This window comes from Pseudoalteromonas sp. MMG033 (assembly GCF_057197785.1).
This window is the reverse complement of sequence record NZ_CM170070.1, coordinates 4,892,093-4,906,957: the sequence shown is the minus strand read 5'-3', so window position 1 is coordinate 4,906,957 and position 14,865 is coordinate 4,892,093. Positions and strand designations below refer to the sequence as shown.

Annotated in this window: 15 protein-coding genes; all 15 read left to right on the top strand. The window is 42.6% G+C overall.

Annotated elements, in window-relative coordinates; translation table 11 throughout:
• The 15 genes from fliQ (at nucleotide 1) to AC2CZC_RS21195 (ending at nucleotide 14,791) form a co-directional block, all read left to right on the top strand.
• Nucleotides 1-270: a flagellar biosynthesis protein FliQ gene (gene fliQ, locus AC2CZC_RS21265; protein ID WP_484583325.1), complete on the top strand. Its 270-nt coding sequence runs from the start codon at nucleotides 1-3 to the stop codon at nucleotides 268-270.
• Between the two features lies 1 nt (nucleotide 271).
• On the top strand, nucleotides 272-1,051 hold the full coding sequence (gene fliR / locus AC2CZC_RS21260) for a flagellar biosynthetic protein FliR (RefSeq protein ID WP_484583324.1): 780 nt from the start codon (nucleotides 272-274) through the stop codon (nucleotides 1,049-1,051).
• A gap of 9 nt (nucleotides 1,052-1,060) precedes the next feature.
• Nucleotides 1,061-2,191, top strand: a complete 1,131-nt coding sequence (flhB, locus tag AC2CZC_RS21255) for a flagellar biosynthesis protein FlhB (protein WP_484583323.1) — start codon at nucleotides 1,061-1,063, stop codon at nucleotides 2,189-2,191.
• Nucleotides 2,192-2,249: 58 nt separating this feature from the next.
• Entirely contained in the window at nucleotides 2,250-4,349 is a 2,100-nt protein-coding gene (flhA, locus tag AC2CZC_RS21250) for a flagellar biosynthesis protein FlhA (RefSeq protein ID WP_484583322.1), read from the top strand.
• Nucleotides 4,350-4,371: 22 nt separating this feature from the next.
• Nucleotides 4,372-5,883, top strand: a complete 1,512-nt coding sequence (gene flhF / locus AC2CZC_RS21245) for a flagellar biosynthesis GTPase FlhF (protein WP_484583321.1) — start codon at nucleotides 4,372-4,374, stop codon at nucleotides 5,881-5,883.
• Nucleotides 5,876-6,736, top strand: coding sequence for a MinD/ParA family ATP-binding protein (locus AC2CZC_RS21240; RefSeq protein ID WP_023401816.1), 861 nt, complete (start codon nucleotides 5,876-5,878; stop codon nucleotides 6,734-6,736). The genes flhF and AC2CZC_RS21240 overlap by 8 nt, the downstream gene beginning before the upstream one ends.
• Before the next feature lie 2 nt (nucleotides 6,737-6,738).
• Nucleotides 6,739-7,473, top strand: coding sequence for an RNA polymerase sigma factor FliA (locus AC2CZC_RS21235; RefSeq protein ID WP_023401817.1), 735 nt, complete (start codon nucleotides 6,739-6,741; stop codon nucleotides 7,471-7,473).
• Between the two features lie 47 nt (nucleotides 7,474-7,520).
• The gene (gene cheY, locus AC2CZC_RS21230) at nucleotides 7,521-7,904 is read left to right on the top strand and encodes a chemotaxis response regulator CheY (protein ID WP_010364893.1); all 384 of its coding nucleotides are present in this window, start codon (nucleotides 7,521-7,523) and stop codon (nucleotides 7,902-7,904) included.
• 20 nt (nucleotides 7,905-7,924) lie between these two features.
• Nucleotides 7,925-8,692, top strand: coding sequence for a protein phosphatase CheZ (locus AC2CZC_RS21225; protein ID WP_063363394.1), 768 nt, complete (start codon nucleotides 7,925-7,927; stop codon nucleotides 8,690-8,692).
• A gap of 15 nt (nucleotides 8,693-8,707) precedes the next feature.
• Nucleotides 8,708-10,972: a chemotaxis protein CheA gene (locus tag AC2CZC_RS21220; RefSeq protein ID WP_484583320.1), complete on the top strand. Its 2,265-nt coding sequence runs from the start codon at nucleotides 8,708-8,710 to the stop codon at nucleotides 10,970-10,972.
• Nucleotides 10,973-11,057: 85 nt separating this feature from the next.
• On the top strand, nucleotides 11,058-12,218 hold the full coding sequence (locus AC2CZC_RS21215; protein ID WP_484583319.1) for a protein-glutamate methylesterase/protein-glutamine glutaminase: 1,161 nt from the start codon (nucleotides 11,058-11,060) through the stop codon (nucleotides 12,216-12,218).
• A gap of 61 nt (nucleotides 12,219-12,279) precedes the next feature.
• On the top strand, nucleotides 12,280-13,065 hold the full coding sequence (locus AC2CZC_RS21210; protein WP_237137267.1) for a ParA family protein: 786 nt from the start codon (nucleotides 12,280-12,282) through the stop codon (nucleotides 13,063-13,065).
• On the top strand, nucleotides 13,058-13,837 hold the full coding sequence (locus AC2CZC_RS21205) for a chemotaxis protein CheW (RefSeq protein ID WP_484583318.1): 780 nt from the start codon (nucleotides 13,058-13,060) through the stop codon (nucleotides 13,835-13,837). The genes AC2CZC_RS21210 and AC2CZC_RS21205 overlap by 8 nt, the downstream gene beginning before the upstream one ends.
• Before the next feature lie 24 nt (nucleotides 13,838-13,861).
• Complete coding sequence (locus AC2CZC_RS21200; protein WP_023401824.1) at nucleotides 13,862-14,359, top strand: chemotaxis protein CheW; 498 nt, start codon at nucleotides 13,862-13,864, stop codon at nucleotides 14,357-14,359.
• Nucleotides 14,360-14,362: 3 nt separating this feature from the next.
• Nucleotides 14,363-14,791: a DUF2802 domain-containing protein gene (locus AC2CZC_RS21195; protein ID WP_484583317.1), complete on the top strand. Its 429-nt coding sequence runs from the start codon at nucleotides 14,363-14,365 to the stop codon at nucleotides 14,789-14,791.
• Nucleotides 14,792-14,865: the final 74 nt, after the last annotated feature.

Below are 14,865 nucleotides of genomic sequence, written 5' to 3'. Positions count from 1 at the left end.
ATGGAACCTGAAGTATTCGTTGATATATTAAGTGACTCGTTATTTGTAGTTATCAAACTTGTTTCGGCTATTGTGGTACCTGGTCTAATAATTGGTCTAATTGTTTCTGTTTTTCAGGCTGCAACATCTATCAACGAACAAACTTTAAGCTTTCTACCCAAACTTATTATTACGCTTGTTGCGCTAATTGTTGGTGGCCACTGGATGACACAAGAACTCATGGATTTTTTTAAAATATTGGTTATGCGGATCCCTGAAGTAGCAGGTTAAGATGGAGTTTTTATTTTCCGATATTATGCAGGGGTTAAGTGATTATTTAATTCCTTTTATTCGTATCAGCTCTATGATCATGGTGATGGCTGGTTTGGGCGCTCAGAGTGTTTCAAAACGCATCAAAATTTGCCTCTCTATGGTGGTTACTTTGGCCGTCGCGCCCGCAATACCGCAGTCTCAGTTTACGGATCTATTTTCATTTCAAATGATACTTGTGGTCATCCAAGAAATGATAATCGGTGTCGCTATTGGTTTTGCATCCCTTCTTTTGTTGAATACTTTTATTCTTGCAGGTCAAATACTTGCAATGCAAACGGGGTTGGGTTTTGCATCAGTTGTTGACCCTTCAAATGGATTGAGTGTGCCAGCGGTTGGTCAGTTTTACTTGATTTTAGCAACACTACTCTTTTTCGTATTTAATGGTCATTTGATGATGATCCAAATGATTGTATTTAGTTTTCAATCATGGCCTATTGGAGGTGATTGGTGGCATGTTGATAATTATTATGATATCGCGAAATGGGGATCGTGGTTATTTGCTACCGCTTTGTCGCTTTCATTGGCACCGTTGACAGCTATGCTAGTGATCAACCTTGCCTTTGGGATTATGACTCGAGCCGCGCCGCAGATGAATATTTTTTCGGTGGGTTTTGCGTTTACATTAGTCGCGGGTTTGATGATTATCTGGGCCACGTTAGGCAATTTTACAATGCAGTATGAATTTCAGTGGCTTAAGATGACAGAGTTAATGTGTAATCTTATTGGTTGTACCGTTTAGGAGACTAAGATGGCTGAAGATTCGGGTCAAGAACGTACCGAGGAACCGACCGCCAAAAAAATAAGTGATGCAAGAAAAAAAGGGCAGGTTGCTCGCTCAAAAGAGTTGGGAACGACTTTTGTACTAATCTTCTCCGCTATTGCACTTATTTTATATGGAGCGGATATTGCGAAAGGCCTTTACAACATAATGGGCCGAATGCTGACACTCAATCGAAATGAAACTTACGATACAACAAAAATGTTCTCTGTATGGGGGGATGCATTTTCAGAGCTACTGTTCCCTATGTCTATGTTTGTATTGATTATTGTAGTAGCTGGTATCATAGGTAATACCTTATTAGGCGGCTTTAATTTTAGTTGGAAAGCCGCAGCACCAAAAGCCAGTAAAATGTCGCCTTTAAAAGGCATAAAACGCATGTTTGGACCTCAAGCTGCGATAGAGCTACTTAAGTCAATTCTAAAGTTCGTATTAGTGGCTGGATTTGCCATTTTATGCATTAAGTGGATGTTCTATGATATCTTGCACTTAAGTATTGAGTCAGTACCCGGTAGTGTCATTCACTCACTTGAAATATTGGCTTGGCTTTTCCTCGCACTAAGTTGCACTATGATAGTTATTTCCGCAATTGATGCACCTTATCAGAGTCATACACATCACAAGCAATTAAAAATGACGCTTCAGGAAGTGAAGGATGAATATAAAAACTCAGAAGGTGACCCGCAGATAAAAGCACGTATCAGAAGAACGCAGAGAGAAATGTCGCAACGTCGTATGATGCAAGATGTTCCTGATGCGGATGTTGTGGTCACGAACCCCACTCATTACTCTGTTGCTTTGAAATATGATACTGAAAAAGCTGGAGCACCAATCGTCATTGCAAAAGGTGTAGACGAGCTAGCCATGCAAATAAGAAAAGTTGCTAAAGGTAATGAAGTACCCATTGTTGAATCCCCTGTGTTGACGCGTTCTTTGTATCATACAACAGAGGTAGGTGACCAAATTCCGGATCAACTATTTACCGCAGTCGCGCAAGTACTTGCATATGTTTTCCAATTGAAAAAGTTCAACAAGGGTCGAGGCAGAAGACCTAACGCGTTGAGTAAAGACCTACCCATCCCAGATGATCTAAAACACTAATAGTTGGAACAAAGCTTGCTTTAACTTATCTGCGTCAATAAATTGAAGTTGATAAGTTATGGATTTTAAAGCGGTTCTACAACAAATTAATCGAGACAAAAAAGAGTATGCTAAAGGTATAGGTACGCCTTTATTGGTTTTAGCTGCCTTGGCCATGGTGATTTTACCCATGCCGCCATTCTTACTGGATATTTTGTTTTCGTTTAATATTGCATTAGCACTTGTGGTACTGCTTGTTACCGTATACACCATGAAACCGCTGGAATTTGGCATGTTCCCTGCTGTGCTTCTTATTGCGACGATAATGCGATTAGCATTAAACGTCGCCAGTACGAGGGTTGTGTTACTTGAAGGACATAATGGCGGAGATGCCGCTGGTAAAGTGATTGAAGCGTTTGGCTCCGTAGTTATCGGTGGTAATTATGCGGTTGGTTTAGTTGTATTTCTTATCCTGATTATCATTAACTTTGTCGTAATAACCAAAGGTGCTGGCCGTATTTCAGAGGTTTCAGCACGTTTTACTCTAGATGCAATGCCCGGTAAGCAAATGGCGATAGACGCCGACTTAAACGCGGGCTTTATTTCAGCCGAAGAAGCACGAACACGCCGTGATGAAGTGACCAGAGAAGCTGACTTTTATGGTTCTATGGATGGTGCCAGTAAGTTTGTTAAAGGTGACGCTATTGCTGGCATCGTCATTTTGGCTATCAACATCATAGGTGGGTTATTTGTTGGTATGGTTCAACATGACTTAACGTTCTCACGTGCAATGGAAGTCTATACGCTGCTTACCATTGGTGATGGTCTCGTGGCGCAATTACCTTCTCTTTTACTATCTATCGGTACTGCGATTGTAGTAACTCGTCAAAATGAGTCTCATAACATGGGCGAGCAGGTGACACAGCAGTTAGGTAACGAGAAATCGCTTTACATTGCTTCTGGTATCTTAATTGTGATGGGTTTAGTACCTGGTATGCCTCATGTTGCTTTCTTGGGGTTAGGCACTTTGATTGGTGGCCTTGCTTATCTTTCAAAACAGCACAAAGAGAAAGCCGCTGCACAGCAGGCAGAAGAGGAAGCAAAAGGGACGCAAGTTGCTAACAAACAACAAGATCAAAAAGAGTTGGGTTGGGATGACGTTCAACCTGTTGATGTAATTGGTCTCGAAGTAGGCTATCGATTGATCCCTTTAGTAGACCAAGCTCAAGGTGGTGAACTGCTTAGTCGCATAAAAGGTGTTCGTAAAAAGTTATCACAAGAGCTTGGGTTTCTTGTCCCTCCTGTCCATATTCGCGATAACTTAGAATTAGATCCTAATGCATACAAGATAACACTTATGGGTGTAGGTTCTGGTGATGGCGAATTAAAACATGGTGATGAGTTAGCAATTAACCCAGGGCAAGTCTTTGGCCCTCTTCAAGGTGTGGCGACAAAAGATCCCGCTTTTGGCTTGGAAGCTGTGTGGATAAAACCAGACCAAAAAGATGAGGCGCATTCTCTAGGTTATACTGTCGTGGATGCTGCAACGGTTGTTGCTACACATATAAGTCAATTGCTAACAAATAACGCATCTTTACTGCTTGGCCATGAAGAAGTACAGAACTTATTAGATATGCTAGCGAAGACCCATCCACGTTTGGTTGAAGGCTTAGTGCCAGATATTTTACCTCTGACAACTATCGTAAAAGTGCTACAAAACTTGTTAAACGAAGGCGTTGCAATTCGAGATATGAGGTCAATTGTGCAAACTCTTGTTGAGTATGGTCCAAGAAGCCAAGATCCAGATGTATTAACGGCTGCAGTGCGTATTTCACTAAGAAGATTAATCGTTCAAGATGCCGTTGGAAACGCAGATGAGATACCTGTCATAACATTGGCGCCTGAGTTGGAACAGATGTTGCATCAGTCACTTCAGAACGCAGGTGATGAGGGGGCAGGCATAGAGCCAGGTCTTGCAGAGCGACTTCAAGGTTCATTGAGAGAAGCGCATCAAACGCAAGAAATGCTAGGCGAGCCGTCCATCTTATTAACCTCAGGTATGTTAAGAAGTGTTTTATCTCGATTTGTTAAACATACTATCCCTGGTTTAAGAGTGATGTCTTATCAGGAAGTACCAGACGAAAGACAAATCAAGATCATTAGCTCTGTTGGGCAATAATAGAGGAACGAGGTGCTGAGTCATGAAGATTAAGAGATTTTTTGCAAAAGATATGCGTACAGCTTTGAAAGAAGTAAAAGATGAACTGGGCGCAGATGCCGTCATTATGTCAAACAAAAAATTGGCAGATGGTGTAGAAATTGTTGCAGCGATTGACAATGACAGAGTGGCACCTCAGCCGCAAACCGCTGCGCCTGATGCTCGTCCCGAAATGGCTTCTGCAGCAACGATGCAAAAGCCAACGTATAGTCAACCTGCACGAGTTGTAAAGCCTCAAACTCGTCGCCCTCAAGCACAGCAACCTCAAGCAAAAGTCGCTGATAGCTTAGAAGCTCTTTTGGAGCGACAAGCACCAAAACCTCGTTCGCCTGAGCTCGCTTCAATGTTTTCTCAATCAGGCATTGATACTGGCGATCTTTTCCAACCAAAGACCGAGCAGCAACCAGCGTTTAATGATGTACAGGCTTCTTCACCTCAGACTGCGCGTCCTCGCCCGGTTAAGCATGCTGAACCAATTTCGTCTGATTGGGACTTTGGCGATGAGTTAGACTCAGAACTTGATAGCCAACCAGTAGCCAGCAGTGCTAACAATGCTTCTCAGGATGAAATGAGCTCTATGCGTGATGAGATGAACGCTATCCGTCAATTATTAGAGTACCAGTTATCGGGTTTAATGAAGCAGGAAATGGATCGTCGAGACCCAACAAGAGCGTGTTTGGTCGATCGACTGCAAGGTATGGGCATTAGTGCTGATGTAGCTGAGCAAATGGCATGTTTCATTCCCGATGATGTGTCTCGAAAAGAGGCATGGAATGCATTACTGAATATGGTTGTAAATCAGATGCATACCACCAACAATGATATTCTACGTCAAGGCGGTGTTTATGCTATGGTAGGGCCAACGGGCGTAGGTAAAACGACTACAGTCGCAAAATTAGCTGCGCTTGGAGCACAAAAATACGGTGCAGACAAGGTCGCGTTAATTACAACAGATACATATAGAATTGGTGCTTACGAGCAGTTGGCAACTTATGGTAGAATTATTGGCTGTCCGGTTAAGCAAGTTAAAGATGCAAATGAGTTAGCAGAAGTTCTTTATCATTTGCGAAATAAGCGTCTAGTATTAATAGATACTGCAGGCATGAGTCAAAGAGACTTACGTTTGACGGAGCAGCTTAACACATTGATGCGTAGCTCACGAGTTGATATTCGTAGTTATTTAGTATTAAGTGCAACTTCGCAAATGCATGTCTTACAAGAAACTGTGAACCACTTCAAAAAAGTTAATTTGAGTGGTTGCATTTTTACAAAACTTGATGAATGTCTAAGTTTAGGTGAGATTATTAGCATAGCGATTCAAAATCGCTTACCAATAGGGTATCTTACCAACGGTCAGCGAGTGCCAGAAGACATTCGCGTAGCAAATGCTCAAAAATTAGTTAAAAAGGCTGAGCAATTGTATTTAAAAAGAACAAAAGCACAACATTCACGACGTGAAGCAGTGGCGTCCCAGACAGTAGGAATGTATGATTAATACAGTTTTAGATCAAGCAAGTGGCCTGCGTAAAATGAATCAAAAAAGTAACCACGGAGTAAAAGTAATAGCAGTAACTGGTGGTAAAGGAGGAGTCGGTAAGACCAATGTTTCATTAAATACTGCAATTGCGTTAGGACAACAGGGCCATAGAGTATTAGTTTTAGATGCTGACCTTGGATTAGCAAATTGTGATGTAATGCTAGGGTTACGTGTTGAGCGTAATTTATCTCATGTGCTATCTGGCGAATGTGAACTTGATGAGATTTTAGTAGAGGGTCCAGCCGGAATCAGAATTGTGCCAGCCACATCAGGCTCACAAAACATGGTTGAATTGAGCCCAGCAGAGCATGCCGGCCTAATTCGTGCGTTTAGCGAGCTGAGCAATGACTTTGATGTTTTAATTGTCGATACAGCCGCTGGCATATCGGATATGGTATTGAGTTTCTCTAGAGCAGCTCAAGACGTGATGGTCGTGGTTTGTGATGAACCAACATCTATTACCGATGCATATGCCCTGATTAAAGTACTTAGTAGAGAACATGGCGTGTACAAGTTTAAGATTGTCGCGAATATGGTTAGAAGCCTGCGTGAAGGCCAGGAGCTATTTGCTAAGTTGTCCAAAGTAACAGATCGATTTTTAGATGTTGCGCTAGAGCTAGTCGCGACAATTCCTTTCGATGAAAACATGCGAAAGTCATCTCGCCGTCAAAAAACCATTGTTGAACTCTACCCTAACTCTCCTGCCGCTGTCGCTTTTAGAGGGTTAGCAAGTAAAGCTGTGAAATGGCCAGTGCCTCACCAGCCCTCAGGTCATCTAGAGTTTTTCATTGAGCAGTTAGTTAACGGGTAATTATGGCTACACCGGTCAATCGAATGGCGGGATATCAAACAGCAGACCATCTGAATAAGGTGGTCGAGCGTCATACACCTTTAGTCAAAAAAGTGGCTTGTCATTTACTTGCAAGACTGCCAGCAAGTGTTCAGCTTGATGATCTTATTCAATCAGGAATGATAGGCTTGATTGAGGCAACGAAAAATTTTGATGCTAGTAAAGGAGCAAGCTTTGAAACCTTTGCTGGGATTCGAATTCGAGGAGCCATGTTAGACGAAATACGCCGTGGTGACTGGGCCCCGCGCTCAGTTCACAAAAATAGTCGCATGGTGGCTGAGGCGATATCAGAGCTAGAAACTGCCTTGGGTCGTGAGCCTAAAGACACTGAAATCGCTGAAAAACTTGATATTCCCTTAGATGAGTACCATCATATTTTACATGACGTGAATGCAAGTAAAATTATTGGCATTGAAGATTTAGGTGTCGACCAAGACGTAATTTCACCTGCAGGCAGTGATTTAGCGCTAGACAAACCATTCAATAACGTTAAGAATGAGCGCTTTAATGAGTCGTTAGTAGAAGCAATAAAAACTCTACCTGAGCGTGATGCAATGGTTTTGTCTTTGTACTACAACGATGAAATGAATTTAAAAGAGATTGGCCAGATCCTAGATGTGAGCGAGTCTCGAGTGAGTCAGATTCACGGTCAGGCAATGATTAAACTCAGAGCCAAGATAAATGACTGGATCAATTAGAGTACATTTTAATATTTTTTTAGGTTCAAACCTCACCGGAGGAAGTTTTGGATAAGAACATGAAAATTCTCGTGGTTGATGATTTCTCTACAATGAGAAGAATAATCAAAAACCTTTTGAGAGACTTAGGCTTTACAAATGTTCAAGAGGCAGATGATGGCAGCACTGCGCTTCCAATGTTGCAAAATCAAGAATTTGACTTTGTTGTTACAGATTGGAACATGCCAGGAATGCAAGGCATCGACCTGTTGAGAGCAATAAGAGCCGACGATAGCCTTAAGCATATTCCCGTGCTTATGGTAACTGCAGAAGCCAAAAAAGAACAAATTGTTGCGGCAGCCCAAGCGGGCGTAAATGGTTATATTGTTAAGCCATTCACTGCTGGAACATTGAAAACTAAGTTAGAAAAAGTTTTTGAACGCTTAGGCTAGTTACAAGTAAGGATAGGCTTATGTCAGAATCCTCTGCGCCACAAATTACATTAGAGCAAGCGAAGCAACTTGTTGAGTATCTTGAAAACGGTGAACAAGAAAAAGCTGATCAAATTTTAATTGAAGCAACTAACAAAGAACAATCTGAGTTATTTGCTGAAGTCGGAAAATTGACACGCCAGTTACACGAGTCGTTGAAAAACTTCGAGTTAGACACGCGTTTATCAGATTTAACTACAGAAGCCCTGCCAGATGCTAAGCAACGTTTAAACTATGTTATGGAAATGACAGAAAACGCTGCGAATAAAACGATGGATGCGGTTGAAGCGAGTCTACCGCTTGCTCAAGAGCTGGCTGATGACCTTTCTGAGATCAAGCCTACCTGGGATAGGTTGATGAGTCGTGATATACAACTCGGAGAATTTAAATCTCTGTGTCACGACTTAAACGACTTTATGCAATCTTCACAAGGCCGCACCGACGAATTACAAAGCTTGATGACAAATGTTTTAATGGCACAAGATTATCAAGATTTAACCGGTCAGGTTATTCGACGAGTCATAGAGCTTGTTAGAGAGGTAGAGGACAGCTTAATACACCTATTGACTGTTTTCGGCACGGCAGAAGTGGGTCAACTTAATACGGCTCAACAACCACAAGAAGTAGTTGAAACCCCCACTGATGAACTTTCTGGTCCTGAAGGACCTATCATTGACGCTGAAGAACGAGACGATGTTGTGTCTGGTCAAGATGAAGTTGATGATTTGTTATCTAGTTTGGGTTTCTAATAGGAGAGTATAATAATGAGCTTTGAAGTCGATGAAGATATCTTACAAGACTTTCTTGTTGAAGCTGGAGAAATACTCGAACTGTTATCTGAGCAACTTGTTGAATTAGAAAATAACCCAGATGACAAAGATTTGCTGAATGCAATTTTCAGAGGGTTTCACACTGTAAAAGGTGGGGCTGGTTTCTTAGGCATGAATGAGCTCGTTGATGCTTGTCATGGTGCTGAAAATGTTTTCGATGTATTAAGGCAAGGACAACGATCGGTCAATCCTGAATTGATGGATGTGATCTTGCAGTCGCTCGATACGATAAATGATATGTTCGCGTGCATTCAAAATCGCGAGCAGCCAGAACCGGCAGACCAAGAATTACTAGATGTCTTGCATAAGCTCAGTCAGCCAGAGTCTGCTGACGAAGAAATCGTTGCACCATCTGCTCCCCCAGAGCCTGCGCCAGAACCAGAGCCTGCTAGCGAGCCTGAAGATGACGTCTTGTTTGATATTGGTGACACGGATTCAGGTGAACCGGCTTCGTCTGACAGCATTGATGAAATCACGGAAGAAGAATTTGAAAGTCTATTGGATGAACTGCATGGTTCAGGTAATGGGCCCGCAGCTGAAGAACCGCAAACACCATCCGCTACTCCGTCGTCTCCACCTGCCAATGTAAATGATGGTGATATTACAGACGACGAATTCGATAGTTTGTTGGATGAATTACATGGTGTGGGTAAGTTCGGTGCTCAAAACGATACTACACCTGCACCTAGCGAACAAGCACCCAAGACGCCAACATCATCAACCCCACCTCCAGCGGCTTCTCAGAGTGCGTCCAGTGGTGGTGATGAAGAAATTAATGATGATGAATTTGAGGCTTTGCTTGATGAGCTCCACGGTAGAGGTCAAGCGCCAAAAAACTTAGAAGAGCCATCTGGAGCACCTGACGCTGCACCAGTGCAGGCACCCAAAACAGAAGCTCCAACGCCTCCTGTAGCAAAACCAAAACCGGCGCCAAAAGCTGATACGCCTAAACCTGCAGCAAAGCCAGCACCTAAAGCTGCGCCTGCAAAAGCAGAGCCAAAAGGCGGTGCCCAGAAAAAACCTGCTGCACAGGCAGAAACAACGGTTCGTGTTGATACAAAACGACTAGACCAAATAATGAATATGGTTGGGGAACTTGTATTAGTGCGTAACCGCCTGGTCAGCCTTGCAAATAACAGTAACAGCGAGGCAATGGGTAAAGCCATATCAAATCTAGATGTGGTGACCGCAGATTTGCAAGGCGCGGTCATGAAAACCCGAATGCAGCCTATCAAAAAGGTATTTGGCAGATTCCCAAGAGTTGTAAGAGACTTAGCGCGAAGCCTTAAAAAAGACATCAATCTGATCCTTGAAGGTGAAGATACAGATCTAGACAAAAACTTAGTCGAGGCACTCGCCGATCCATTAGTGCACTTGGTTCGAAACTCTGTAGACCACGGTATTGAGATGCCAGACGTCCGTGAAGCGGGCGGTAAATCTCGTACAGGTACAGTTACATTATCTGCTTCGCAAGAAGGCGACCATATTCTATTGACCATCAGAGATGATGGTGCGGGTATGGACCCTGAAAAACTTAAAAAAATAGCAATAAGTAAAGGTGTTATCGATTCAGATCAGGCAAGCAGGTTATCTGATACGGAAGCCTACAATCTAATTTTTGCGCCGGGCTTCTCAACGAAAGAAGAAATTTCTGACATCTCAGGCCGAGGTGTTGGTATGGATGTAGTTAAAACGAAGATCACGCAGCTGAATGGTCAAGTTAACATCCAATCTGAGTTGGGTGTAGGTACTATCCTAGAAATTAAGGTGCCGCTGACACTAGCCATTCTACCAACCTTAATGGTGATGGTCGGTCAGCAAACATTTGCATTACCACTTGCAGGTGTTAGTGAAATCTTCCATCTTGATTTGACGAAGACAAATGTAGTTGATGGCCAGCTTACGATTATTGTGCGTGAGAAAGCGATACCACTGTTTTATCTTGAACATTGGTTAGTGAAAGGTACGGACATTAATCAGAAAAAAGCCGAAGGACATGTCGTTATAGTACAAATAGGTACTCAACAAGTGGGTTTTGTAGTTGACTCATTGATTGGTCAAGAAGAAGTGGTGATTAAACCTCTCGATTCCTTACTACAAGGTACGCCAGGCATGGCTGGTGCAACTATTACTTCAGATGGTGGTATAGCCTTGATCCTAGATGTACCAAGTATGTTGAAGCATTACGCAGGCAAATAACATTCAATGTTGTTTGTTGTCACCGAATTTAGTGGTGCCAAAGGCACCACTTTTCGGATCTGTAACATAAAAAAGAGCGATGCCAATGGCAGTAAAAGTATTAGTTGTTGATGACTCAAGTTTTTTCCGTCGTCGTGTAAGTGAAATACTAGAAAAAGATGCAGGAATTGAGGTCATTGACTTTGCAGTTAATGGTCAAGAAGCTGTTGAAAAAGCAAGTAAGTTGCGACCTGATGTGATAACTATGGACGTTGAAATGCCAGTATTAGATGGCATTAGCGCTGTCAAAAAAATAATGCAGAGCAACCCAACACCAATCTTGATGTTTTCGTCGTTAACCCGCGAGGGGGCCAGCGCAACCTTAGATGCGCTAGATGCAGGGGCCGTAGACTTTTTGCCGAAAAAGTTTGAGGATATTGCCCGCAACAGCGAAGAAGCTACTCGAGCATTACAAACAAAAGTTAAAGAAATTGGTAGAAAGCGTGTAAGCCGTTTCACTCGTCCTATGACGAATACTAAGCCTACAACGTCTACAAGTAGCCCGTCGTCTAAGCCTGTTTCGAATTTGAGAAGCAGCACAGCCTCTACGATTGCGCAGCCAGACCGGAGCTTTCAAAAAGCACCGACAGAAACTGCGCCTCAGCGTAGTTTTAAAGCGTCAGGAAAATCATATAAAGTTGTTGCAATCGGCACGTCTACAGGTGGACCTGTTGCTCTTCAAACCATTTTGACGCAACTACCCGCTAATTTCCCTCACCCTATTTTGCTAATCCAACACATGCCTGCAGCATTTACTCCTGCATTTGCACAGCGATTAAATAGTCTGTGTAAAATTAAGGTTAAAGAAGCCGAGCAGGGCGATAAATTGATGCCGGGCGTCGCTTATTTGGCGCCGGGTGGCAAGCAAATGATGGTTGAGTCCAGAGGCGGCAGTAAAACGCTGAAGGTATTCGAAGACGATAGCCCTAGGATCACTTATAAACCATGTGTTGATGTTACATTTGCAAGTACGGCGAAAGCCTATTCAGGAGATGTACTGGCAATCGTGTTAACAGGTATGGGTGCTGATGGGAGAGATGGTGCGCGTATGCTGAAGCAAGTTGGCGCGACAATCTGGGCTCAAGATGAAAAAACTTGTGTTGTATATGGCATGCCTCAAGCAGTCGCTGCAGCTGGGCTGTCATCAGAGAGTTTAGCTTTGCAAGATGTTGCGCTGCGGATCAATAAAGAGCTGGGGATTGCTTAAGAGATACCAACTTGATAGTTGCAGCTTTGTCATGATAGTCACAAAGGAATAAAATAATAAAGTGAAAATTTGGACGGTAGCGAATCAAAAAGGTGGTGTGGGTAAAACAACTACTGCGGTGAGCTTGGGCGGCATTCTTGCCGCCGAAGGTAAAAAGGTATTATTAATCGATACTGACCCGCATGCATCACTAACATATTACTTTGGTATAGATTCTGAAGATCTAGAGGTGAGTGTTTATGATATTTTTATCCGCGGTTCCAACATGCAAAGCGAAGAGATATTACAGGCTTTGTGCCCTTCAACCGTTGAAAACTTAGATATCCTACCTGCGACAATGGCGATTGCAACGCTTGATCGAAGCATGGGGAATCGCTCGGGCATGGGCCTTATATTAAAAAAAGCGCTAGCTAAAATTAGCGACTATTATGACTACGCAATTTTAGATTGTCCCCCTGTACTTGGTGTGTTGATGGTCAATGCGCTGGCAGCTAGCGAGCGTATTTTAATTCCAGTACAGACAGAGTTTCTGGCACTGAAGGGTCTTGATAGAATGATGCGGACAATGACATTAATGCAAAGTTCGCATTCTAAGCAATATCAATATACTATAGTCCCTACAATGTACGATAAGCGCACGAAAGCATCTTTAGAAGCGTATAAATCGCTAGTAGAATCTTATCAGGATAAAGTGTGGCCGGGTGTTATACCTGTTGATACTAAATTCAGAGATGCTAGCTTGGCACAGAAGGTTCCGGTACAATTCTGCCCCAAATCAAGAGGCGTATATGCATATCGAGCCTTGCTTGAGCATATTGGTGAATTAGAAAGAGGTAAGAATGAGTAAGCACCTGTTTGCAAATGAACAAGTGATGAAACAATATCTAGGTGCCTTATTGCAAGAAGAGGAAGACCAAGATGTTGCACTTGCGCCAGTTGCAAGGCTGCTTGAATCTGTGCCTGACGCACAAAAGCAACTACTCGAACAAATCGAGAATAAAGACGCATTAAAAGCAGATGTTGATGTAAAAGTTCAGCCACAGGAGAAGATTGTAGAGAAGGTTCTGCAAGAAACTCCAGTGAAGCCAACTCAAGAGCTTGAGATAACTGAAAATACAACTATTATCAAAGAACAAGCACCTGCTAAGAGTGCTGCGAAAGAAGCTTTTATTGAAGGGGAGTTTCAGGCTTTATTTTTTGAAGTCGCTGGACTGACGTTGGCCGTTCCTTTACAAGCGCTGGGTGGCATTCATCAGCTTACTGAGGTCAATCAGTTATTTGGAAAACCTAAGTGGTTCAAAGGTGTGATGCTAAACCGTGAAGAGAAGCTGAACGTTGTCGATACTGCCAGGTGGGTTATGCCTGAAAAGTTTACCCCTGAATTGGAGTCTAAGCTTAATTATCAATATTTGATAATGTTAGGAGATAGCCAGTGGGGGCTGCTAGCAGAAAAGTTAGTCAATAATATTACACTCACTGCTGATGATGTAAAATGGCGAACAGCATGTGGTAAACGTCCATGGCTTGCGGGCGTTATTAAAGAAAAAATGTGTGCGCTTATTGACGTAGAGAATTTAAATAGGTTGCTAGAACAAGGCCTCGATAGCCGAGAGCAGTAACTAGCATCAATCTGGAGTTTAATCATGAGCCAAGAAAGAATACTTTCTGCAGATAAAAATGCCGATAGTAATGATGAAGTCCTACAGTGGGTGACATATAAGCTAGAGGAAGAAACATACGGTATCAATGTAATGCAGGTACAAGAAGTACTTCGTTACACTGAAATTGCACCTGTACCAGGTGCACCAAGTTATGTACTAGGTATCATCAACTTGCGTGGTAACGTTGTCACAGTAATAGATACGCGAGCACGTTTTGGACTGATGAGTGCAGAAGTGACTGATAACTCGCGTATCGTGATAATCGAAGCTGAAAAACAAGTGATTGGTATTTTGGTCGATAGCGTTGCAGAAGTTGTTTACTTGCGTAGCTCTGAGATTGACAGTGCGCCAAACATTGGCACTGAAGAAAGCGCCAAGTTCATCCAAGGCGTATCTAATCGCGAAGGTGAGCTACTCATCTTGGTTGATTTGAACAAACTACTCAGTGATGATGAGTGGGATGAGCTGAGTCATTTATAACTTGTGGCGGCAGTAAATTTAGATGACGTACTCATTGTACTTGTGGTCGTATCATGCGTTGTCAGCTTAACTTGTTTAGGGTTGTTGTTTTTATTTAGCAAACGCTTACAACAAGCCCAAAACAATGCTGCGAGGTTACATAAGCAATCACATAATGATGCTGAACAAATTAGTATTTTAAGAAGTGAAATCGCAGAAGTAAGAGCAAGTGTGTTGAGTATTGGAAAGCGGCTTGTTGAGTGTGAAACTTTTGCAAAAGATTTAGCACAGCAACAAGCAGCCCAAAAGTATGACGACCCAGATGCAAAAATATACTCTCGAGCAGTCAAGATGGTCGAACTTGGCGCGGATTTAGAAGAAATAATGAGAGAGTGTGAGCTCCCCAGAGCAGAAGCCGAGTTGCTTATGTCTCTACATAACAAATCCCAATAAAGGTGCCAAATGGCACCTTTTTTATTACATATATAAAATACTGTTCATGACATTAGAATTATGAAAACATTAGC

Bases quoted from the DNA above. Each gene is read 5' to 3' on its own strand.
- AC2CZC_RS21215 (WP_484583319.1), top strand. From the start codon at position 11,058: ATGGCAGTAAAAGTATTAGTTGTTGATGACTCAAGTTTTTTCCGTCGT.
- fliR (WP_484583324.1), top strand. From the start codon at position 272: ATGGAGTTTTTATTTTCCGATATTATGCAGGGGTTAAGTGATTATTTA.
- flhB (WP_484583323.1), top strand. From the start codon at position 1,061: ATGGCTGAAGATTCGGGTCAAGAACGTACCGAGGAACCGACCGCCAAA.
- AC2CZC_RS21235 (WP_023401817.1), top strand. From the start codon at position 6,739: ATGGCTACACCGGTCAATCGAATGGCGGGATATCAAACAGCAGACCAT.
- AC2CZC_RS21205 (WP_484583318.1), top strand. From the start codon at position 13,058: ATGAGTAAGCACCTGTTTGCAAATGAACAAGTGATGAAACAATATCTA.
- fliQ (WP_484583325.1), top strand. From the start codon at position 1: ATGGAACCTGAAGTATTCGTTGATATATTAAGTGACTCGTTATTTGTA.
- AC2CZC_RS21240 (WP_023401816.1), top strand. From the start codon at position 5,876: ATGATTAATACAGTTTTAGATCAAGCAAGTGGCCTGCGTAAAATGAAT.
- AC2CZC_RS21200 (WP_023401824.1), top strand. From the start codon at position 13,862: ATGAGCCAAGAAAGAATACTTTCTGCAGATAAAAATGCCGATAGTAAT.
- AC2CZC_RS21225 (WP_063363394.1), top strand. From the start codon at position 7,925: ATGTCAGAATCCTCTGCGCCACAAATTACATTAGAGCAAGCGAAGCAA.
- flhF (WP_484583321.1), top strand. From the start codon at position 4,372: ATGAAGATTAAGAGATTTTTTGCAAAAGATATGCGTACAGCTTTGAAA.
- AC2CZC_RS21220 (WP_484583320.1), top strand. From the start codon at position 8,708: ATGAGCTTTGAAGTCGATGAAGATATCTTACAAGACTTTCTTGTTGAA.
- flhA (WP_484583322.1), top strand. From the start codon at position 2,250: ATGGATTTTAAAGCGGTTCTACAACAAATTAATCGAGACAAAAAAGAG.